The organism is Marinospirillum sp. (assembly GCF_035271045.1).
Lineage (GTDB): Bacteria > Pseudomonadota > Gammaproteobacteria > Pseudomonadales > Halomonadaceae > Marinospirillum.
In genome coordinates, this window is the sequence record NZ_DATESC010000028.1 from 36,771 (window position 1) to 57,678 (window position 20,908).

The following is a 20,908-nucleotide window of genomic DNA, read 5'->3' on the forward strand; positions in this document are numbered from 1 at the left end:
GCTTGACACACCCTGAGCGGCTGCTAGGATGCTGAGCTATCCTTAAATGTCGCTTAGGAAGTGAATTCATGTCTGCCAGTTCTTCTTTACACGCTGTTGTTGCTGATGATTTTGAAGCCGTTAATCGGCTTATTATCCAAGAGTGCCGCTCACAGGTGCCGCTGGTAGAAAAAATTGCCCACCACATAATCGACAGCGGCGGTAAACGCTTACGTCCCCTTTTAGCTTTGTTGACTGCCCGTGCGCTGGGTTATCAAGGCGACAAACACCTGTTGTTGGCCGCTTTAATTGAATTTATGCACACTTCAACGCTGCTGCACGATGATGTGGTGGATGAATCTAGCCTACGTCGTGGTCGCCCGACGGCCAATACCCAGTGGAGCAATCAGTCCTGCGTTTTAGTGGGTGATTTTCTTTATTCACGCTCGTTTGAAATGATGGTGCGGGTTAATTCCATGCGTATTATGGAAATTCTAGCCAAGGTGACTTGTGTGCTTGCTGAAGGCGAAGTGATGCAGCTAACCAATGTGCGTAACCCCAAGGTAAGCGAAGAACAATACCGCCAAGTGATTTACGCCAAAACAGCCAAGTTGTTTGAAGGCGCAACGCAAACTGCTGCGGTGCTGGCCGAAGCTACTTTAGAACAGCAAGAAGCGATGCGTGAATACGGCGCTCAGTTAGGTTTGGCGTTTCAGTTAATTGATGATTTGCTAGATTATGAAGGCGATGCAGCCACTATGGGTAAAAACGTGGGCGATGACCTAGCCGAAGGCAAAGCAACCCTGCCACTGATTTATGCCATGCAACAAGCCAGCGAAGCCGATGCTTTGTTTATTCGTCAAGCAATTCGCAAAGGTGGATTGGATTCTTTAGATGAAGTTTTGGCGATCGTTAATAAAACGGGTGCGCTAGATTACACCCGTGAACAGGCTCGCCTTTGTTCAGAAAAAGCGAAAGCCTGCTTAGAAGTGCTTCCAAATTCAGCGTATAAAACGGCGCTGTTATTGTTGACCGATGTAGCGTTAGGACGTAAAAGCTAATTCAATTTCAGTCAGTTGCTTTTTTAATTAAAGATAAGGCTCACCACTGAAATTGACTCAGAGTCGAATTATTCTTGTGTAGCGTTTAGTTCTTGTAATAAGCTCTCACGGTGCATTAATAGCATTTTGTTAACGCCATCGGTTAACGCTAAGTCTAAATTAAATAAAGGGAAAACTGGCTTTAATCCGCGTAATATTTCAATAACTGGCGTGTCTTTTTCAAACACGCCAATGGGCAATTTTACATCACGGCGTAAGCGTCCATTGGTGGTGTCAAGCTTGTTGATGGTACTCCAAGCCATACCAAAACGTTTTTCTTCTTCGCGTAACGGCAATTCAATTTGAACTCTTTCACGCACGGCACGGTCAAGAATAATGCCCTCAACGAGGTGTCCGGTTAGATGTAAGATATCTTGGCTTTTAAGGTGGCTGGCTAAGCCTTCTAAATCATTTTCGCTGCGAATTACCTTGTCTTTGACTAGCTCACGAATGCTTTTAGTATCACCCCAGACGGGTATTTTTAAGTAATCCATCACTTCAAAAGTGGGTTTGAAAAGTTTGTCAAAGCCTGAGTAGTAACCCAGAGTCATGTACTGACGTTCCATGCGTAACCTCCTGTGAAAATGTTAAAGCTAATGTAAGTTGTAAAATCAATCAAGGTTATTGTTATGCTAACGGCTATAAGTTTTACAAAAGGGACTATTTGTTAGGTTTAATGTTAATGGATGAAATATACATTAATACGCGCTAATATTGTAAATACTGGATTTTACTTGAGTAGACTGGCTGGTCTAGTTGATGTAAGCTCGCTGTATTTAGCCAATAGATTAAACGTTATATAGTCGCTTTTTTACGCGCAAGAGGATATTAACCTTATGTATCACAAGACACTTTTAGCCAGTGCGCTGGCGCTTTTTCTGGCGCCAAGCTTACAGGCTGCTGGTTTATTAGAAGTTTATCAAGATGCCGTTAAGCAAGATGCCGAGCTAGCGGTAGAGCGTGCGCGTTTAGAAGTATCCCGTACCCAAGTGAAGCAAGCAGATTCTTACCTTTTGCCTCAAATCAATGCTAGCGGTACTTTTTCGCACATTGATGCTAGCAATATGACGGATAAAGTTAGTAACACCAATGTTACATTATCTGCCCAACAAGCACTGTTTAACGGTGAAGCTTGGTTTGGTAAAAGTGCCGCAAAAGCAGCTTTTTCTGCGGTTGAAGCGGGTTATTTAAATGCAGAGCAAAATCTGTTGCTAAGGGTTTCTGAGGCTTATTTTAACGTATTGCGTGCTGAGGATAATTTACGTTCTTCAGAAGCAGAAGAGCAAGCGATTAAGCGCCAGCTAGATCAAGCACAAGAGCAATACGATGTGGGGCTTATTTCGATTACTAACGTATTAGAAGCCCGTGCTGCTTACGATGGTGCGCGTGCAGCACGTATCGGTACAGAAGCAGCATTAATGATTAGCTATGAAAACTTAGAGCAAATTACTGGCGAGCGTTACGAAAAGATAGATACCTTAAATGCTGATTTGCCTGTTGTTGCACCACTACCTAATAATCGTCAGGCTTGGGTCGATCAAGCGTTAACCGCTAGTCTTGCTTTAAAAGCAGCTAGGGCGGGGCTTAAAGCTGCTGAAGAAGGTTTGAAATCTAAACGCAGCAAACATTTGCCTACGATGGCTTTATTTGCTGAATACAGTAATGATTCCGATTTACCTAATCAGCTTAAAAGCAGTGATGGTTATGATCGAACGGTTTTTGGGATTACCGCAAACGTAGAAATTTACGGTGGTGGTCTGACCAGTGCTAGTATTCGTGAAGGTTCAGCAGCATTAGAAGAAGCACGCGCTAACGAAGAATTGGCTAAACGCCAAGTATTGCAACAAACACGTAGCCTTTTTACTCAGGTGAGTACTGATGTTCTGGCTGTTCAGGCGCGTGAATTAGCCATTCAGTCATCAGAAAGTGCGTTAGAAGCCACGCGCACAGGTTATGAAGTGGGTACGCGCAACATTGTTGACGTGCTAAATGCTGAACGTGCTTTGTGGGGTGCGCGTCGTGATTATGATGCTGCGCGTTATAACTACATTATAAACCAGTTGCGTTTAAAGCGAGTCGCAGGCAGCTTAGTAGTAAAAGATTTGCAAGAGCTTAATGGCTGGCTAGTTAAAGCTAAAAATTAATCTCTAATTATTAATAACACTAAAACCTCGGCCTAGCACCGAGGTTTTCTTTTTTCTGGTAGGTTAGAATTAGTCTTTTGATTTTTAGGATGGCAGCTGATGGCAAAAAATAAATACCCAAAAAATTCTTGGCACCCTCGTTATTGGGGAACCTGGCTAATTATAGGTTTTCTAACCATTACTGCCTACCTACCTTGGCCTGTAAAAATATTTTTTGGTAAAGGGTTGGGCTATCTAGCCATGTATGCTGCAGGTCGTCGTCGGCATATTACTGAAGTAAATATAAAGCTTTGCTTTCCAGAGAAAACAGCAAAAGAACAGAAGAAGCTTGTTAAAGAATGCTTCTTAGCTAATGGCATAGGTATTTTTGAAACCGCAACAGCTTTAGTAAGAGGTATCTCTTTTCTAAAAAAGAGGGTTACTTTTAAAGGGCGTGAGCATTTAGATAAAATTCTAGCTGAAGGCAAAGGCGCGATTATTTTAGGTGTGCATTTTTCAGCATTAGATCTAGGTGGTGCCTTGCATGGTCTTTTTTTTACAGGAGACTCTATTTATAAACCACATAAAAATGCAGTCTTTAATCGTTTTATTGAGCGAGGCCGTACCCAATATTTTGAAGAACAAATACCTAGCAGTGACTTAAAAAAGCTAGTACGTCGAGTAAAAAACGGTAAAGTTTGTTGGTATTCACCCGATCAAGATTTTGGACGTGATGTTAGTGTTTTTGCTCCCTTTTTTGGTGTTGAGGCAGCTAGCATTGTTATGACCGCTCGTATTGCAAGAATGGCAAAAGTACAAGTGCTACCGCTACGTATTCACCGTAATCCAGATAACTACACCTACACATTAGAATACCTACCACCTTTAGAAAACTTCCCCAGTGGCGATGATGTAGCCGATGCCACTCAGGTGAATAAAGTTATTGAAGCAATGATAAGAATTAACCCTGAACAATATTTATGGATGCACCGCCGTTTTAAAACACGGCCAGACCCTAAATCACCTTCACTCTACTGAGCTCTACAAGTATGAATATTGACTTAAACAGAGATCTCACTAGCTTGAACTTAGCCTTAGATGCGTTAGATGAATGGATTGTAGTGGTTGATGCTGCTGCTAAGATCCAATTCATTAATTTGCCTTACGCTCAATTTTTGGGTATTAAGCGAGAAGCGTCTTATGGATGCTATGTTGTTGATGTAATTGAAAATACACGTATGCATTTTGTTATAAAAAGTGGTCAAGAAGAATTATCTAAATTACAAGAAGTGCGTGGGCGGCACATGATTACCAATCGCTATCCCATTCGCCAAGCAGGAAAAGTTATAGGCGCAATCGGTTTTGTGCTCTATCTTTACTGGTGCTAAACATGGCGGTAAACAAGGTAAGTTTCAGCTAGCAGACAAGGGTACGCTTTTTCTTGATGAAATTGGTGATATGCCCCTAACAATGCAGGCTAAGTTATTGCGTGTGTTGCAAGACCGTGAAATAGAAGCCGTGGGTTCTAATCGTCTAGTTAAAATTGATACTCGCCTAGTAACAGCTACCCATCAGCCACTAGAAAAGCTGGTTGAAGCAGGGGAGTTTCGAGAAGACCTTTATTATCGAATTAACGTCGTTTCTGTTGATTTACCACCACTGAGAGACAGGCGTGAAGACATTCCAGCGTTTGCTGAACATTTTTTAAATAGGCTAGCTACTCGAACAGGGCGCAGAGCACCAAAATTAACCGCCGATGCCTTGACGCGTATGCTTGAATACACTTGGCCAGGCAATGTGCGTGAAATGGAAAATGCCATTGAATCTGCTTTTTACCTTAGTCAAGGCTATAAAATTTCTTTGCAGGCGCTACCAGCTTCTTTAACAGCAGGGGTTGTAATTGCAGATAAGGATTTAGTGGAAGGAACGTTAAAAGAGCAACTGGCTGTGGCAGAAAAAGAAATACTTGAACAAGCTTTAATTACTTGTAAAGGTAATCGGCAACTGGCTGCTAAAATGCTGGGTATAGGAAAAACAACTATTTATGACAAGTTGTCTCGTTACGAGTTAACTAATGAATCTTTCATTGGGAGGGGTTGAGTTAAATGTTTTTCCCAATAGCAAAGTATTGTAATCTGTAATTGTTATCTAATAAAAAATAAGGATTTAGCTATGTTTAAACTTGGAACTTTAGGATTTCGTGCCCGAATAGCGCTGCCATTTATAATTACTGCAGCTGCTTTAGTTTTTATTGGGTTGTTTAGTATTAATGCTGTTCGTAATCTTGTTTTAGATGTTGATGAGGTGGCAGAAAATTATTTGCCAGCAGTCAGTGAAATTCTTAATGGTGATCGTGATCTATACCAAGCTTTGGTTGCTCAGGTTAATTATGTAGAAGCAGTCGAATATCAGCAAGAAAGTGCATCTGAATTAAATGATTTTAATGAGAACGCTCAACAGGCTAAAGACCGCTTTAAACAGGCCGCATCGCGCCTTGCAGGAACAGGTGTTGAAAAGTATGTCAAAGGTTTTGATCAGGCTTTTGAACAATGGATTAATTCTGCTCAGAAAGTTATGCAGATGGCGAGCAGTGGCCGTGTAGAAGCTGCACAAAAATTGCATAAATCTGAAACACTGCTTTTATTTTCTAGTTTAAGAAGTTTGTACGATAAAATTAGTGAGCACGCAGATAAACAGGCTAATTTACAAGCTACGGAGGCTTCAGCAGAAGCTTATTCAAGCGCCATTACTATATTGGTTATTACACTTTTAACTCTAGCTTTAAGTGCGGTCTTGTTTTTCATTTTCTTAAAGTTGATCGTGCAGTCTATTAAGCAGATTCGAGATCAGTTAGATAACATTGCACAGGGTGAAGGGGATCTTAGGCAGCGTATTCCTGTTACTAATGATGATGATATAGGTAAATTGTCTAACAGCTTTAATGCAGTATTAGGCAATCTTCAGCAGATGATAGGTGCTGTGCAAAATTTAACGATTAGCCTCAAAGATGAAGCTGCAAGACTGGCTCAGGCAGCAAAAAATAATGAGGGTGGCGTAACACAACAAGTCGATGCCATTTCTATGGTGGCGACTGCCATTAATGAAATGCATAGCGCTATAGAAGAGGTGGCTGGTAATGCTTCGCAGGCATCGGTATTAACGCAAAGCGCTGAAGAAAATGGTAATCGAGGTGCAGAGATTATTCATAGCTCTACAGTGCAAGTTCGCCGTCTTTCCCAGCAAATTGAAACAGCCGTTACTGCGATAAGAAAGCTAGCAGAAGACTCTGAAAACATCACAACCGTTCTTGATGTGATTAGAGGTGTAGCTGAACAAACGAATTTGCTTGCCCTAAACGCAGCAATAGAAGCAGCTAGAGCAGGTGAGCATGGCCGTGGTTTTGCTGTAGTTGCTGATGAAGTAAGAACGCTAGCAAGCCGTACTCAAGAATCTACCGAAAACATTCAAACCATGATCGCTAATTTGCAATCTGGTGTTGCTGAAGTTGTTGAGGTGATGGAAAAAGGCAGTAAAGAAGTTGTAGCGACTGAAAAGCTGTCGGCAGATACCGAAACAGAGCTTCAAGCAATTCTGCATTCTATTAGCCAAATTGCTGATATGAACGTAAGTGTTGCCTCGGCTACAGAAGAGCAAACACAGGTAGTTGATGAAATAAACCGCAGTATTACCGAAATTAATGACTTGGCTGCAGAAGGCGCGGCGCGCTCTGATGAAATAGGTAAAATTAGTGGTGCGCTAGCCGAGTATGCCCAAGAGTTGCAGCAGCAAACAGGCCGATTTAAGGTATAATTACCTATTTTTTCCTGAAAAGTGGAATGAGTCCGGTTATCCGAACGCTGTAGACAATAGATTCAATGTAATTTAAGCCCATAGTTTCCTGTTTTTAGGAATTTATGGGCTTTTTATTTAGAGGGATAGTTGCGTATTAAAGATTCTTTTGTTAAGTCGTTGAATTGTTTGTAGATATTGTCTTTAGGTCTGATTTTTGCTTAGCTATATTTAAGCCGCCAGCTAAGCGGTTAAGTAATTCCTAGAATAAACATAATAATCAGGGGTCGTAATCATGATTAAAAAACCGCTTGTTGCCGCTATAGCTGCTGCAACTATGGCTTTATCTACAGTCGCACTGGCTGATGGGCCAAAGAGTATTGATGTTGCTAGTACCTTCGCAACCAATAACTTCCTTGGAGCAGGTGCCCAGTACATGGGTAAGCAAATTAATGTCGCTTCTGATGGCAAGATTAAATTCCGAGTGCATGAGCCAGGTGATCTAGTACCAGCTTTTGAAGTGTTTAATGCGGTTTCTACAATAAAGAAATTAATTCAGTAAAAGATTTTGATGGTTTACGTTTCCGTATTTCTGGCTTGGGTGCGCGTGTACTTAATAAGTTTGGTGCTTCTACTCAGCTAGTACCTGGTGGTGAAATCTACCTAGCGCTAGAGCGTGGACGTATTGATGGTGCAGAGTTCTCGGTGCCTCAGGTAGATGAGGTGATGGGCTTTAATGAAATCACTAAATACTACTACTTCCCAGGCTGGCACCAGTCTGCAAGCTGGTTCTCGCTCATTATTAATAAAAATGTTTGGAATAAGTACAGTGAAAGACAACAGCAGCAATTCCAAACGGCTTGTCAGTCAACGCTTGCTTGGTCGATGACTGCATCGCCACCCGAGCAGATGCGTGCAATTGCTCGTATGGAAAAGAAAGAAGGTTTTGAAGTTAGACGCTTTAATGATGAAACATTAAAAGCACTAGAAGGCGCATGGGATGAAGTGGTCGTTGAAGAAATGGCTAATAATCCACGCTTTAAAGAAGCTTATGAGTCATTGATGGAACACGCCAAGCTGATTGATGGTTGGTACGACTTGCAGGAGCTAAAATAATGAATGACGCCGCTCACCTAAAAGTGGCGGCGGCTCTTCACTACCTATCTCAACCCTTAATAGGGGTTGGGATATGGGTAGGAAGACTGACTAGCTGGCTTGTTCTGGCAGTCATAGCCGCTGTCATGACGACTATTATTATGAACCTGTTGGGAATGAATGAGCTATTGCGTTGGGAAAACTCAATATTTCTTTTTAATAAAGCATTTACTATTAATTCTGCAACAGAACTTCAGTGGTACTTATATGGTTTTTTAATACTTTTTTCATCAACCTATGCCCTCCATACTAATTCCCATGTGCGGGTTGATTTGTTGTACCAACGCTTTTCACCAAGAACACAGCATTTTGTTGATTTGGTTGGGCATGTGTTTTTTCTAATTCCTTTTTGTTTGATGGTTGCTTATTTGTATTGGCCACAAGTAGTGATGAGTTTTAATTCAGGTGAACAATCAAATTTTGGTGGTCTTACCGATCGTTTTATAATTAAGGGTGCTTTATCTATAGCGCTCGTTTTTATGGCACTTAATGCTTTAGGCCGAATTTTTTATAGCCTATCTATAGTAATAGATCCAAAACGAGCAACTAAGGAGCCTTTCCATGTTCATTGAATATATGCTGCCCATCTTAATGGTGGTCTGCTTATTGCTGGGTATTTTTACTGGTTATCCTGTTGCCTTTGTACTTGGTGGCCTAAGCATTATTTTTGCTTTGATAGGTGATATACCACTGCCTTATTTAGGCATTATGGGCTCACGTATATTTGGCGGGGTGGTTGAAAACTGGCTGTATATCGCCATTCCTCTTTTTGTATTTATGGGCTTAATGCTAGAAAAATCAGGCGTGGCAAGTCGCCTGTTATTAACTTTACAAAGATTGTTCGGGCAAGTACGTGGTGGCCTAGCCATCTCTGTTGCTTTATTAGGCGTGGTTATGGCGGCGAGTACCGGCATAGTGGGTGCTTCAGTAGTTATGTTGGGAATGCTGGCGCTACCAGTTATGTTTAAGCAGAACTATAAAGAAGAAATGGCGCTAGGCGTTGTAGCTGCTTCTGGCACGCTGGGTATTCTTATTCCACCCTCCATTATGCTGGTTTTAATGGGTTCCATTATGCAGGTTTCAGTAGGGGACCTTTTTAAAGGTGCTTTGATTCCGGGCTTAATGTTGGGTGCTTTATATATTGGTTATTTATTTTTTATGGGCTGGCTTAAACCTGAATGGATGCCTTTAGCTGATCCTGATGACTTAGATACAGATACCACACCCCTAGCTTTGGCTTTATTAAGAGATTTGGTTGGCCCTGTGTTTCTTATGGTGGCAGTGCTGGGTTCTATTATGAGCGGCATTGCAACACCAACCGAAGCCGCAGCCATTGGTGCTTTGGGTGCTATATTCTTAGCAATTATTGCTAGAAAACTTGATTATGTAACCTTGAGAGATGTTTGCTACGACACAGCAAAAAGTACGGCAATGATTGTATTTATTGTAATTGCTGCGACTGCTTATAGCTTGATATTTAAAAGGCTAGGTGGCGATTATTTAATTATGGATATCGTTTCATCGATTGGCCTAGGCCCTTACGGTTTACTGCTATCCATTATGTTAATGATTTTTGTCCTTGGCTTTTTCTTAGAGTGGATAGAGATTAGCTATGTTGTTTTACCTCTATTGCTACCTGTTATTACTTTGCTAGATTTTGGTATGACCACTCAAGCTACTTTGGTGTGGTTTGGTATCTTAATGGCAATTAATTTACAAACTAGCTTCCTAACACCGCCTTTTGGCTATGCACTCTTTTATTTAAAAGGTGTTACTGAAGGTAAGGTTAAAATAACGACTATTTATAAATCAATTATTCCTTATGTACTATTGCAAGTAACAGGCTTAATACTTTGTATTGCCTTTCCTGCCATTATACTTTGGCTGCCGGGTCTTTTATAAAAATAATTCTATAAGTAGGAGATTAGTATTATGGCTGGTAAACGAGTACTTATAACAGGTGCTGCGAAAGGAATAGGCTTTGAAATTGCCAGCGCCTTTTTAGAAGAAGGTGACAGTGTTGCGATTCTTGATTTAGATAAAGAAGCACTCGCCGAGGCGTTAGATCGCCTAGGCGGTGCTGGGCCAGACCGTATGGGTGTGGCTTGTGATGTAACCGATGAAGCAGCCCTAAACACAGCAGTAAATGAAGTGGTAGAAAAGTTTGGTGGCTTAGATGTGCTAATCAATAATGCAGGTCTACAACACGTTGCACCGATAGAAGACTTTCCTTCCGACAGCTTTCGTAAACTCTTAGACATAATGCTGGTCGCACCCTTCTTAATTATTAAGCAGGTTTTTCCTGTGATGAAGCGTCAGAGAGGTGGTCGAATTATTAATCTTGCCTCCATCAACGGCTTAGTAGGCTTTTCTGGCAAGGCGGGCTACAACTCTGCTAAACATGGCGTAATAGGGCTAACCAAAGTTGCCGCTTTAGAAGGCGCTGAATATGGCATCACGGTTAATGCCTTGTGCCCAGGTTATGTTGATACAGCAATGGTGCGTGGTCAGCTGAATGATTTGGCTAGAACACGAGGCGTGCCACTAGAGAAAGTATTAGAGGAAGTTATCTACCCACTGGTACCGCAAAAGCGTTTATTAGAGCCAAGAGAAGTGGCTGATTACTGCTTGTTTTTAGCTAGTGGCCGCGGCCGCGGTATTACGGGTCAAGCTGTTGTTATTGATGGTGGTTATACCACTCAGTAATGTTATTTAGTCGATTTATTGAGTAATGCCTTTGACCACTTTTCACTCCCTCGAACAGTGGTCTTTTTTTATTTAGCCTGTTACAAGTCTATTTAGACTTGTAACAGGCTAAGAAATAATGAATTCTAGTCATATGCTTAATCAAGATACCTTTGTTAACCTGCTACACACCCTTAGAGTCTACCGTTTTCGCCAGCTAATTTGGTTGCGTGGTGAACAGGCTTGGTGCCAAGCACAAGCTTTATCACTTATTGAATCCCAACAAACGCTACAAACCTCTTCTTTAAAAGGGTGTTGGGTGCAAGCGATTGTAGGTAGTTCAACTCAGCCTGACTTACCTGAAGGCATGATTTTTTTGCCTGCTTCTAAAAGTCGAGGCTGGTTAGGCAGTGAACAACAGATTTTGGCTTTAGATGCTTTTAGTGGATTCCATCCTGATGCTTTAGGGGCTTTGGCGGGTACTTTGCAAGCCGGTGGTTTGCTGCTGCTATTAACGCCAGAAGCTTGGTCAGAAGCCATTGATCCAGATTACCAACGCTTTGCTGCTTGGCCTTTAGACGCTAAAAATTTAACGCATTATTTTGTAGCGCGTTGTGAAAGGTTGTTAATAGAAAGCCAAGCGCCGCAAATCAGTCAGTCGCAAGGCAAAATGGGTGATTGGGCTTTACCTCAATATCAATACCTACCAACAGCAGCGTTAAGTGTTGCTGGTGAAGAACAGGCGATTTTGGTTGAACAGTTGGTGAACTGGTTTCAATCTAAACCGCTGGCGCCAGTGGTGCTTACTGCTAATCGTGGGCGAGGTAAAAGTAGCGCCTTGGGCTTGTTGTTACGCGAACTCATTCAGCAGCCTTCTGTCAAAAAAATACTGGTAACAGCTCCTTCCACCCAAGCTGCTGCCGCTATTTTTGCACGCTTTGCTGATCTACCTGCTGAGCAGCAAGCACAAGTGAGCTTTGTTGCGCCAGATGCTGTATTGCAAAACTTACCGCCTGCTGATTTATTAATCGTTGACGAAGCTGCAGCAATGCCTGTGCCGGTTTTACAAGCGTTGCTAGCGGCTTATCCTACTTGTGTATTTGCGACCACGCAGCAAGGTTATGAAGGCAACGGTCGGGGATTTGCACTGCGCTTTACGCAACACTTAAACCAGTACGCGCCTAATTGGTTGGCCTTTAATCTGCAACAGCCGTGGCGTTGGGCTGTGGGTGATCCGCTAGAAATTTTGGTGAATCGTTTATTACTGTTAGATGCTGAGGTAATTGACCCTGTTCTTAACCCTGTTATTAACAAGCAGCCACTGACTTTTAGTTGGTTAAAACAAGCGGATTTAGCAGCGAATGAGGTGCTGTTGCAGCAGGTATTTGGTTTATTGGTGTTGGCGCATTATCGCACCACACCTGATGATTTTCGCCAATTACTCGATGCACCGAATATGCATTTAGCCTGTGCTTGGCAGGGGGATTTGCCGGTGGGTTTAGCGTTAATTCAACACGAAGGTGGTTTTGATGCTGAATTAGCCCAAGCCATTTTTATGGGTAAACGCCGTCCACAAGGGCATTTATTGGCTCAGTCACTGGCTTTTCACGGTGGTTTAGTAACTGCAGCAGAGCTTAATTGGTGGCGCATTCAACGGATTTTAGTTCACCCACGGTTACAGCGCCAAGGCGTTGGGCAGCAGTTATTAAATTTTGTTTTAAAAAAAGCCCAGCAGCAGCCGGCGTTAGATTTAATTGGTAGTAGCTTTGGTGCAACGCCGGAATTATTACCCTTTTGGTTTAACGCAGGCTATCAACCTGTGCGTTTAGGCATTACCAAAGATCAAGCCAGTGGTGAGCATACTTTACAAGTTGTACAAGGCATTTCTGTGGCCGGAAAAGCCTTGCAGCAGCGGCTATTAGCCAGGTTTATTGAAACCTTGCCCGATGCTTTATCGCTTTGGCTGCAAGCTTTACCTGCTGATTTACTGGTGCAAATTCTGCAAGCCTTGCCTTTAAAAAACTTGCCTTTAAAAACTAGGCTATTAAATGAACAAAATCAGCTGGAATTACACGCCTTTGCTAATGGTCACCGCTCATTAGCGGTTAGTCGCACCGCTTTAAAAGCTTGGTTGTGGAATGTGCTGGCTAAACCAAGAGAAAATATAAACCTAGCGCCGTGGGTGCAATTACTTCTACAAGAGGTTTCTGAGCAAAAACTACAAGATGCATTAGGTTTGAAGGGTAAGAAAGCGCTGGATAAATGGTTGCGTAGCCAGCTTAAAATACTAATAGAGTAGGCAGCAGGCAGCTTTTATTTTAAGATGCTTTGCTTTAGTTTTTTATATCCATAATTGGAGTTATTCATGTTTAATCGCTTTTGGGTTCTCTTGCTTGCAGGGCTAGTATTGTCTTTATTGGTTATTGGCTCAGCTCAAGCAGCGACAAGTATTGGTTTTGGCTATGATTTGGCTCGCCAGTTGGATAAAAACCAAGACGATGGGCAGGTTAACTTGACAGGGCAAGTTTCGGTTGGGCGACGTTCAGCTTTAATCATGGGCTTGGCCTCGGGCGAAAGGTATGAAGTGCTTGAGTTGGGCTTTAAGCGCTATAACGAAAAGTATTTAAGCGGTAGCTTTTTTCAGTTAGGTGCAGGCTATTGGTATGGTGATAAAAAGAAGGCGGCTAAATCTAAGCTGGGTGTGGATTTGCGTTTAGGTTACGAGTTACCCATTACCCGTCATTTTGTAATTTCAGGTGCTGTGTCTGCGCTTTATGGCCCTAATAATCTAAATACCAATGAGCGTGGTGAAGTTATATTTCGCCCGCATCTAGGTATTATGTTTCATTTCTAAGCTAGCCGTCCTTGGCTAACTATTGTTCATTCGTTCTATTCTGTAATTAGGTGGGCTGTTAATGCGTCGCGCAGCTCGCCTTCAATCGGCATGGACACTTTGTTTTCAAAGCTATAGTGAACTAAAATTGCTTCACCGCGCGAACCCATCTTACCGTTTTGCCAAGCTTCTTGAATCACCACAAACGAGCTATTACCAATGCGGTTTAAATAGGTGCGAATCTCAATGTTTTCACCATAAAAAAGCTCGCCTAAAAAATCGACTTTAATACTGGCTAAAATTAAACGCCATTTTTTAGGGTCTAAGTCGGGGGTGAATAAACGAAATAAATCATTGCGTGCGCGTTCAAACCAAACGGGCAGGCGAGTGTTGTTGATGTGTCCTAAAGCATCGGTATCCGTAAAGCTGGGTTCAAATTTAAGGGTGAACATTACTTGATCTCCATAAGGGTATTTGGGTGTTAAGTAACAAAATACTAACAAAACTAAAACCTATTAGAGTTACTCTTGACGTAAACGTAAAGCTGTTTTTTAAAATTATAAATATTTTATTGCTGAGTTTAAGAGGCTGCTATGCTCCGAAAAATAAGAATTGAGCACCGTATTTGGATAATCAACCTGCTTGCAGTCATTGGTATGTTGCTGATGTTGTTGGTTGCAGTGAAACAGCAGTATAACGAAATGGAACGCATGAAATTGCAAGAAATCAGCCATTTGGTTGATGTTGCCGAAGGTGTAATGATTGATTATCAAAAAAGGGTAACATTGGGTGAGTTGACAGAAACGCAAGCAAGGGCGGCTTTGTTAGAAAGGGTGAGTGCCATGACTTATGGTCAATATAATGACTATGTTTGGGTACATGATTCTAAAATGAATATGCTAGCGCACCCTAGTCCGAAATTACGCGGTGCAAACCTAAGTGAATTAAAAGACGTTAACGGTAAACAGTTTTTTAGCCTTTTAAATGCTGAAGCTTTAGCAACGGGTGAATCTTATATGCCTTACTACTGGAATCGCCCCGGTAGTGAATTACCCCAACCAAAAATCACCTATGTTCGCTACAACGCTGAGTGGGATTGGTTAATAGGCACGGGTGTTTATGTGGATGACATTGATGCCTTGTTTATGGCTAGCTTAAAAACGCTGGGCGCAATTTCTTTTGTGGTGTTATTGCTGCTAATGCTGATGGGTTGGTTGATTACTAATTCAATTACGCGTCCGTTAGATGCAACGGTGAATGCGATGCGTGAAATTGGTAGCGGTGATGGCGACTTAACCGTGCGCCTTAGCGAAAAAGGCCGCGATGAAGTGACTGCGCTAGCGTTGCACTTTAATGCTTTTACTAACAAGATTCAGGGGTTAGTCTCTGAAGTTAAACATTCAGTGGATTCTGTTGCCTCCGCTGCAGGGCAAATGTCGGCAACGTCTGAGCAAGCGTTTCAAAACCAAGCTCGCCAAGCGCAAGAAACCGATCACATTGCAACGGCCATGAATGAAATGAGTGCCAGCTTTTTAGACGTGGCGCGTAATGCCAGTGATGCTTCTGCGGCTGCAACCACTACCGACAAGTCGACAGTTGAAGGCCGCAATAATGTTGAATTAGCGACAGCAGCGATTGCCCGTTTAGCGCATCAAGTACACCAGTCAACGGAGGTCATTAATCAGTTAAGTGATGATTCTTCTAACATTGGTACGGTGCTGGATGTGATTCGTAGTGTTTCTGAGCAAACTAACTTACTGGCGCTTAATGCCGCGATTGAAGCGGCGCGTGCCGGTGAAGCAGGGCGTGGTTTTGCGGTGGTGGCTGATGAAGTGCGCTCTTTAGCCAGTCGAACCCGTGAAAGTACCGAAGAAATTAATACAATGGTAGCACAGCTGCAAGCTAGGGCAGATCAAGCGGTTAGTGTTATGGCGGCAAGTATCAAAGAAACGCAGCAAACCGTCGTAGCGGTAGAAAGCACCAAGGGTTCACTGAGTGCCATTGCCAGTGCTGTTGAACACATTCGAGATATGAATCATCAAATTGCTTCAGCAGCAGAACAACAAGCCGCAGTTGCCGAAGAGATTAACCATAATATTGTACATCTAGTGCAATTAACCGAAGAAAATGCATCAGCAACCGAACAAACTAGGGTTTCAAGCAATGATTTGGCTGGTTTGTCTGCACATTTAAAACAACAGGTTGCACAGTTTAAAGTGTGATTTAGTAAGGTATAACCATGAATTTTGATTTTGTAACACCAGTACAACGAAAAAACACGGCCAGTTTAAAATGGCAGCGTTATGAGCAGCAGGACGTTATTCCTATGTGGGTAGCGGATATGGATTTAAGGTCGCCACCAGCCGTGCAAAAAGCGTTGCAGCAAGCCGTTGAGCAGGGTGTATTTGGCTATGGCGAAGTGCCTGTTGCGTTGAACCAAGCTTTTATTGATTGGTGTGCTAGCCAGTACGCTTGGCCAGTAGAAGAAGATTGGTTGGTGTGGATTCCCGGTGTTGTGCCAGGTTTTAATCTGGCCATTGAAGCTTGGTTAAGCGCTGAACAAGGCGTGTTAGTACAATCGCCCGTTTACCCACCCATTCGTGTTGTGGGTCATTTGCGCCAGCGCCCAAGCGTTGATGTGTTGGTTAACGAGCCAGTGACGCAACAGCATTTTGCGGCTTTTTTGCAACCAGAAACAGCAGCGGTGGTTTTATGCAATCCACAAAATCCACTGGGCAAGGTTTATAGCCGTGCTGAATTAGAAGCGTTAGCCAAGTTAGCCGAAGAAAAAGACTTGTTAGTCATCGCGGATGAGATTTGGAGTGATTTGCTGCTTGAACCTCATTTACGCCATGTGCCTTTTGCCAGTGTTAGCTCCGCAGCAGCAGCGCGTTCCGTTACACTAATGGCCCCTAGCAAAACCTTTAACATCGCGGGGTTGTCTTGCGCTGTGGCAGTGATTCCTAACCAAGAACTGCGTGCCAGTTATCGCAAGGCTATCCGCGGCTTAATGCCGGATATGAATTATTTAGGTTTGGTTGCCGCGCAAGCCGCTTGGAAAAAAGGAGAGCCTTGGTTAAACGCGCTTAAAGTTCACTTAAATGCTAATTTGGATTTGTTAGAACACTGGTTAAAAGACTTTCCGCAAATTGGTTATCAGCGCCCACAAGCAACTTTTGTGGCTTGGTTAGACGTGTCGGCTTTGCAGATGGCTGATCCGGTTGCGATTTTTTTAAGCGGTGGTGTGGCACTTTCAGCAGGTGAGGCTTATGGGCAAGCTTCTCATGTGCGGTTAAATTTTGGCTGTACAGCAGAACAGCTAAAGCAAGCTTTGCAGCGCATGGCGGCCGTTATTAAACAGCAACGCTGATGGAGTTTAATTCTTTGATAAGGGTTGCTGTGTCTGGTTTAGCTTGTTCAGCATAAGCAGCAGCCACTTGGCTAGGTGCAGGCGCACCGGCCGCTTTAAGCGTAGTAATAAATTGCAGGCGTGGGTATTCTTCAGTTAAAGCACGTAACCAACTAAAGTAGCCAGAATTGCCTTGCACTAAAGCTTGCCCCATATCACTTTGAATATTCCGCGCTAAACTACGGCTGTAAGTATCCTCTACTAGCACAATGTTGTGATGTGCAGGTGGACGATTGATGTAATCAGTTAATCCAGGTGGGTCAAAAGCAGTAGGAATATGGCTGGGGTAAATACTTTGCGGTGCGTAACTTTGCGTGGGTAGATTATTGTAGAGGTGATGTAAGTCGGGTGAGTAAACAGGTGCCATCATCAAACTTAGTACCAAGGAAAATTGAGCACCCTGCGCTGAATTTAGCGAGGTGTTCAGAGATTCTTGAACTTCGAGTGATTTTGTATAAGCGTTTTCAATACGCATGGTGGCATCTACTACCTTTTAGATATAAATACGACTGTCTCAACTATTTCGGCTTCAGATTAGAAAACTTTAGAAGAAAATTAAAAAACTGCTGCTTTATTACCTTGCTTTGGCTTGTTAGACTATACCCAACATCTTGACGGGGTGCTTGAATGCTTAAACTGCATAAGGGCTGAGATAACACCCGTTGAACCTGAACCGGTTAGTACCGGCGTAGGAATCGAGATATTTGCACTTTTTCTGTTGTTTACTTAAACGTAATTTACTGAAAAGTAAAAGCAGTAATTGCTCGTCCTGTCCGCCCGTCCGGTTCCCGCACTTAAAATAACGTGGGAGCATACAATGAATCAACCCAAAACCAACTTCACCCGTCAGCATTTAAAAGAAACTGCCCAAGTCGATTCGGCCAGCGTCCAACCTTTACCTAATTCTCGTAAAATTTATTTAGAAGGCTCACGCCCTGATATTCGTGTGCCTTTTCGTTCCATTAGCCAAGCAATCACTGCCACTGATTCAGGCGAAGAAAAAAATCCTGATATTTTGGTTTACGACACCTCCGGCCCTTACACCGACCCAGAAGCCAAGATAGATATTCGCCAAGGTTTAGCCTCTTTAAGAGCGCAATGGATAGAAGAGCGCCAAGATACTGAATTGCTTGACGCACCAACCAGTGATTTTGGTAAGCGCCGTAGCCAAGACCCTACTTTAGAAGCTTTAAGGTTTAACCTGAAACGCCAGCCACGCCGCGCCAAAGCGGGTAAAAATGTTACCCAGCTGCACTATGCACGCCAAGGCATGATTACCCCAGAAATGGAATTTATTGCCCTGCGTGAAAACCAGCAGCGCCATGAGTTAGGTACTGAAGCTGTCGAAGCCTTGCTAGGTCATCAACACCCAGGACAGTCTTTTGGTGCAGCCATTCCACAAGTAATCACCGCAGAATTTGTACGTGAAGAAGTGGCACGGGGTCGGGCAATTATTCCTTGCAACATTAACCACCCAGAAACTGAACCAATGATTATTGGGCGTAACTTTCTGGTAAAAATTAACGGCAATATCGGTAACTCAGCCTTGGGTTCTTCCATTGAAGAAGAAGTGGCCAAAATGACTTGGGGCATTCGTTGGGGTTCCGACACCATTATGGATTTATCCACCGGTAAGCATATTCATGAAACCCGTGAGTGGATTATTCGTAACTCTCCCGTACCCGTTGGCACCGTACCTATTTACCAAGCGCTAGAAAAAGTAAATGGCGTGGCCGAAGACCTCACTTGGGAAATCTTCCGTGACACGCTCATTGAGCAAGCCGAACAGGGTGTGGATTATTTCACCATTCACTCAGGCGTGTTGCTGCGCTATGTGCCCCTGACCGCAAAACGCTTAACCGGAATCGTGTCCCGTGGCGGTTCGATAATGGCGAAATGGTGTTTAGCGCATCATAAAGAAAGTTTTCTTTACACACATTTTGAAGAAATTTGTGAAATCTGTACCCAATACGATATTGCACTTTCTTTGGGCGATGGTTTGCGCCCTGGCTCGATTGCTGATGCCAACGATGAAGCCCAATTTAGCGAACTAGAAACCTTGGGCGAGCTAACTAAAGTGGCTTGGAAATACGATGTGCAGGTGATGATTGAAGGCCCAGGGCATGTGCCTATGCACCTGATTAAAGAGAATATGGACAAGCAATTAGAATGCTGTGATGAAGCGCCTTTCTACACGCTTGGCCCTTTAACTACCGACATTGCACCGGGTTACGACCACATTACTTCCGGCATCGGTGCGGCGATAATTGGCTGGTACGGTTGTGCCATGCTTTGTTATGTAACACCCAAAGAACACTTAGGCTTGCCGAATAAAGACGATGTAAAAACCGGCATTATCACCTACAAAATAGCTGCCCATGCAGCGGATTTAGCCAAAGGCCACCCAGCGGCACAGCGTCGTGATAACGCCCTTTCTAAAGCAAGGTTTGAATTCCGTTGGGAAGACCAATTTAACCTAGGTTTAGACCCAGACACAGCACGTAGTTTTCATGATGAAACGCTACCTAAAGACTCAGCCAAAGTTGCTCACTTCTGCTCCATGTGCGGCCCTAAATTCTGCTCCATGAAAATAAGCCAAGAAGTGCGTGATTTAGATGAAAAGCAAGTCGCAGCCATTAACGCCCAAGCACAAGAAGGCATGATTGAAAAATCCAAAGAGTTCTTAGCCACGGGAGCGAAGATTTACCACAAGGCTTAAAGGTAGGAGTCGATAAAACAGCCCCTGCTGTTTTGATATCAGCAGGGGCGCTCTTGTTTTCATTTACTGTTTTTGCCATCACCAATCATCACGCAAACTTACTCCGTAATTGTGTCCAGAGATCCTGCTGATCGTCTAAGTTTAAGCCAAGCAGTTGATTAACCAGTGAGGCTTCTTGTGACCAATGCTGGTTTAGCCAAGTGGCTAATTGTGCTTGTAATTCATCTTTTGATGGGCTGGTGGTTTTATCAGATGTTACTGCTGAAGGGCGCTTGGGTGGTTGTTCTGCTGGTAAAAAGACATCACCCCCTGCACCTGCGCCTGTCATTTCCTGAAGGAAATCCAGATCGACCATCTTGCTGAAGGGTTTAAGGTTTTTTTCAGGGTGGAGCATTTGTTCCAGAAAGCCAGAATCAAACTGCACAAGGGGTGTTTCTTTACTAGAATAAATGGCCTGAGCTTGTTGTATTGTTGCTGGATCGGCAGGTTCTGTTGGTGGGTGAAAGTAGTGAGTGGATTGTTGGCTCTGGCGGTAAATCCCCATAAAGAATCCTAGATGGTTGACTTGCTCGGTATCAAGACCCTTTTCTTTGGCATGGATGTACACGTCGGTTAGTGCTTGCACATCTTTTTCATGTAAAAGGCCAGCTACATTTTGATTTAGCTGATCCTTTCTATTGGCAGCATTTAGTGGGTTTTCAGTAGTAATGCCAGAAGCTTGGATTAACTGACTTCTCATTTCTTTGATATCAACAGAGTTACCTAACTGCTCTTGTAATTCGTTAACTTTTTTATCTACCAAGTAAAGGTTGTAGCGCCCTACATCAATGTTTACGCTGACTCTACCCAACTGATCCATACGACCTTGAAAAGGTTCAACTGATTCTTGTTGCAGCCAATCCACCGCCTGTTGAAAAGCCTGCGTCACGGCTTGGCTGGTGGAACTTAATTCTGGCTTTATTTGAGCAGTGATTGTTTCTTGTGAGGGGCTTTGATTGTTTTTTAATGTGGCTTGGGTTGTTGGCGTGTTTAATTGACGCGTTGTTGTATTCGTTGTGATTTCCATGTCAACCTCTATATCTTCTTGAAAATGGTTATTTCGATAGTAAAAAAACC

At 43.1% G+C, this 20,908-nt stretch carries 20 protein-coding genes and 1 riboswitch; of the genes, 16 read left to right on the forward strand and 4 right to left on the reverse strand.

All coding sequences use genetic code 11. From position 1 onward, the window contains the following. The first annotated feature begins 68 nt into the window (after positions 1–68). Complete coding sequence (locus tag VJY63_RS10420; protein ID WP_324050621.1) at positions 69–1,040, forward strand: polyprenyl synthetase family protein; 972 nt, start codon at positions 69–71, stop codon at positions 1,038–1,040. Positions 1,041–1,108: 68 nt separating this feature from the next. Here the strand turns inward: VJY63_RS10420 and VJY63_RS10425 are convergent, their stop codons facing one another. Next, positions 1,109–1,645: a hypothetical protein gene (locus VJY63_RS10425; RefSeq protein WP_324050622.1), complete on the reverse strand. Its 537-nt coding sequence runs from the start codon at positions 1,643–1,645 to the stop codon at positions 1,109–1,111. A 270-nt stretch (positions 1,646–1,915) separates the two neighbouring features. Between VJY63_RS10425 and VJY63_RS10430 the strand changes: the two genes are divergently transcribed. The 12 genes from VJY63_RS10430 (at position 1,916) to VJY63_RS10485 (ending at position 13,685) form a co-directional block, all read left to right on the forward strand. Then, positions 1,916–3,223, forward strand: coding sequence for a TolC family outer membrane protein (locus tag VJY63_RS10430; protein ID WP_324050624.1), 1,308 nt, complete (start codon positions 1,916–1,918; stop codon positions 3,221–3,223). Positions 3,224–3,322: 99 nt separating this feature from the next. After that, positions 3,323–4,240, forward strand: coding sequence for an LpxL/LpxP family Kdo(2)-lipid IV(A) lauroyl/palmitoleoyl acyltransferase (lpxL, locus tag VJY63_RS10435; RefSeq protein ID WP_324050625.1), 918 nt, complete (start codon positions 3,323–3,325; stop codon positions 4,238–4,240). Between the two features lie 11 nt (positions 4,241–4,251). After that, positions 4,252–4,590 (forward strand): PAS domain-containing protein, encoded by a 339-nt coding sequence (locus VJY63_RS10440; protein WP_324050627.1) that lies wholly within the window; start codon positions 4,252–4,254, stop codon positions 4,588–4,590. Next, positions 4,565–5,302, forward strand: a complete 738-nt coding sequence (locus VJY63_RS10445; RefSeq protein WP_324050629.1) for a sigma 54-interacting transcriptional regulator — start codon at positions 4,565–4,567, stop codon at positions 5,300–5,302. The genes VJY63_RS10440 and VJY63_RS10445 overlap by 26 nt, the downstream gene beginning before the upstream one ends. A 72-nt stretch (positions 5,303–5,374) precedes the next feature. After that, positions 5,375–7,012, forward strand: a complete 1,638-nt coding sequence (locus VJY63_RS10450; protein ID WP_324050631.1) for a methyl-accepting chemotaxis protein — start codon at positions 5,375–5,377, stop codon at positions 7,010–7,012. Positions 7,013–7,286: 274 nt separating this feature from the next. Further along, the gene (locus VJY63_RS10455; RefSeq protein WP_324050632.1) at positions 7,287–7,553 is read left to right on the forward strand and encodes a hypothetical protein; all 267 of its coding nucleotides are present in this window, start codon (positions 7,287–7,289) and stop codon (positions 7,551–7,553) included. Between the two features lie 35 nt (positions 7,554–7,588). Next, entirely contained in the window at positions 7,589–8,107 is a 519-nt protein-coding gene (locus VJY63_RS10460; protein ID WP_324050634.1) for a hypothetical protein, read from the forward strand. Further along, positions 8,107–8,718: a TRAP transporter small permease subunit gene (locus VJY63_RS10465; RefSeq protein WP_324050636.1), complete on the forward strand. Its 612-nt coding sequence runs from the start codon at positions 8,107–8,109 to the stop codon at positions 8,716–8,718. Before VJY63_RS10460 ends, VJY63_RS10465 begins: the two co-directional genes overlap by 1 nt. Then, entirely contained in the window at positions 8,708–10,048 is a 1,341-nt protein-coding gene (locus VJY63_RS10470; RefSeq protein WP_324050638.1) for a TRAP transporter large permease subunit, read from the forward strand. The genes VJY63_RS10465 and VJY63_RS10470 overlap by 11 nt, the downstream gene beginning before the upstream one ends. A 30-nt stretch (positions 10,049–10,078) precedes the next feature. Further along, positions 10,079–10,852, forward strand: a complete 774-nt coding sequence (locus VJY63_RS10475; RefSeq protein WP_324050640.1) for a 3-hydroxybutyrate dehydrogenase — start codon at positions 10,079–10,081, stop codon at positions 10,850–10,852. A 118-nt stretch (positions 10,853–10,970) separates the two neighbouring features. Beyond that, complete coding sequence (locus VJY63_RS10480; protein ID WP_324050642.1) at positions 10,971–13,130, forward strand: tRNA(Met) cytidine acetyltransferase TmcA; 2,160 nt, start codon at positions 10,971–10,973, stop codon at positions 13,128–13,130. A 66-nt stretch (positions 13,131–13,196) separates the two neighbouring features. After that, complete coding sequence (locus VJY63_RS10485; RefSeq protein WP_324050644.1) at positions 13,197–13,685, forward strand: hypothetical protein; 489 nt, start codon at positions 13,197–13,199, stop codon at positions 13,683–13,685. Positions 13,686–13,720: 35 nt separating this feature from the next. On the opposite strand, the gene VJY63_RS10490 is transcribed toward VJY63_RS10485, so the two are convergent. Beyond that, the gene (locus VJY63_RS10490; RefSeq protein ID WP_324050646.1) at positions 13,721–14,116 is read right to left on the reverse strand and encodes a thioesterase family protein; all 396 of its coding nucleotides are present in this window, start codon (positions 14,114–14,116) and stop codon (positions 13,721–13,723) included. 141 nt (positions 14,117–14,257) lie between these two features. Between VJY63_RS10490 and VJY63_RS10495 the strand changes: the two genes are divergently transcribed. Both VJY63_RS10495 and VJY63_RS10500 read left to right on the forward strand, forming a co-directional pair. Next, positions 14,258–15,886, forward strand: coding sequence for a methyl-accepting chemotaxis protein (locus VJY63_RS10495; protein WP_324050648.1), 1,629 nt, complete (start codon positions 14,258–14,260; stop codon positions 15,884–15,886). Between the two features lie 17 nt (positions 15,887–15,903). Beyond that, entirely contained in the window at positions 15,904–17,034 is a 1,131-nt protein-coding gene (locus VJY63_RS10500) for a PatB family C-S lyase (RefSeq protein WP_324050650.1), read from the forward strand. On the opposite strand, the gene VJY63_RS10505 is transcribed toward VJY63_RS10500, so the two are convergent. Beyond that, positions 17,018–17,548 carry a hypothetical protein gene (locus VJY63_RS10505; RefSeq protein ID WP_324050652.1) on the reverse strand — a complete coding sequence of 177 codons (531 nt, stop codon included), beginning with the start codon at positions 17,546–17,548 and terminating at the stop codon, positions 17,018–17,020. The genes VJY63_RS10500 and VJY63_RS10505 overlap by 17 nt on opposite strands. A 130-nt stretch (positions 17,549–17,678) precedes the next feature. Beyond that, positions 17,679–17,785, forward strand: a riboswitch (TPP riboswitch). Between the two features lie 105 nt (positions 17,786–17,890). Between VJY63_RS10505 and thiC the strand changes: the two genes are divergently transcribed. Then, on the forward strand, positions 17,891–19,792 hold the full coding sequence (gene thiC / locus VJY63_RS10510) for a phosphomethylpyrimidine synthase ThiC (protein ID WP_324050654.1): 1,902 nt from the start codon (positions 17,891–17,893) through the stop codon (positions 19,790–19,792). A gap of 88 nt (positions 19,793–19,880) precedes the next feature. Here thiC and VJY63_RS10515 read toward each other — a convergent pair whose 3' ends face one another. After that, positions 19,881–20,858 (reverse strand): hypothetical protein, encoded by a 978-nt coding sequence (locus tag VJY63_RS10515; protein ID WP_324050655.1) that lies wholly within the window; start codon positions 20,856–20,858, stop codon positions 19,881–19,883. Positions 20,859–20,908: the final 50 nt, after the last annotated feature.

Coding starts and splice junctions, on each gene's coding strand:
- VJY63_RS10420 (WP_324050621.1), top strand. CDS start 69: ATGTCTGCCAGTTCTTCTTTACACGCTGTTGTTGCTGATGATTTTGAA.
- VJY63_RS10425 (WP_324050622.1), bottom strand. CDS start 1,645: ATGGAACGTCAGTACATGACTCTGGGTTACTACTCAGGCTTTGACAAA.
- VJY63_RS10430 (WP_324050624.1), top strand. CDS start 1,916: ATGTATCACAAGACACTTTTAGCCAGTGCGCTGGCGCTTTTTCTGGCG.
- lpxL (WP_324050625.1), top strand. CDS start 3,323: ATGGCAAAAAATAAATACCCAAAAAATTCTTGGCACCCTCGTTATTGG.
- VJY63_RS10440 (WP_324050627.1), top strand. CDS start 4,252: ATGAATATTGACTTAAACAGAGATCTCACTAGCTTGAACTTAGCCTTA.
- VJY63_RS10450 (WP_324050631.1), top strand. CDS start 5,375: ATGTTTAAACTTGGAACTTTAGGATTTCGTGCCCGAATAGCGCTGCCA.
- VJY63_RS10455 (WP_324050632.1), top strand. CDS start 7,287: ATGATTAAAAAACCGCTTGTTGCCGCTATAGCTGCTGCAACTATGGCT.
- VJY63_RS10465 (WP_324050636.1), top strand. CDS start 8,107: ATGAATGACGCCGCTCACCTAAAAGTGGCGGCGGCTCTTCACTACCTA.
- VJY63_RS10470 (WP_324050638.1), top strand. CDS start 8,708: ATGTTCATTGAATATATGCTGCCCATCTTAATGGTGGTCTGCTTATTG.
- VJY63_RS10475 (WP_324050640.1), top strand. CDS start 10,079: ATGGCTGGTAAACGAGTACTTATAACAGGTGCTGCGAAAGGAATAGGC.
- VJY63_RS10480 (WP_324050642.1), top strand. CDS start 10,971: ATGAATTCTAGTCATATGCTTAATCAAGATACCTTTGTTAACCTGCTA.
- VJY63_RS10485 (WP_324050644.1), top strand. CDS start 13,197: ATGTTTAATCGCTTTTGGGTTCTCTTGCTTGCAGGGCTAGTATTGTCT.
- VJY63_RS10490 (WP_324050646.1), bottom strand. CDS start 14,116: ATGTTCACCCTTAAATTTGAACCCAGCTTTACGGATACCGATGCTTTA.
- VJY63_RS10495 (WP_324050648.1), top strand. CDS start 14,258: ATGCTCCGAAAAATAAGAATTGAGCACCGTATTTGGATAATCAACCTG.
- VJY63_RS10500 (WP_324050650.1), top strand. CDS start 15,904: ATGAATTTTGATTTTGTAACACCAGTACAACGAAAAAACACGGCCAGT.
- VJY63_RS10505 (WP_324050652.1), bottom strand. CDS start 17,548: ATGCGTATTGAAAACGCTTATACAAAATCACTCGAAGTTCAAGAATCT.
- thiC (WP_324050654.1), top strand. CDS start 17,891: ATGAATCAACCCAAAACCAACTTCACCCGTCAGCATTTAAAAGAAACT.
- VJY63_RS10515 (WP_324050655.1), bottom strand. CDS start 20,858: ATGGAAATCACAACGAATACAACAACGCGTCAATTAAACACGCCAACA.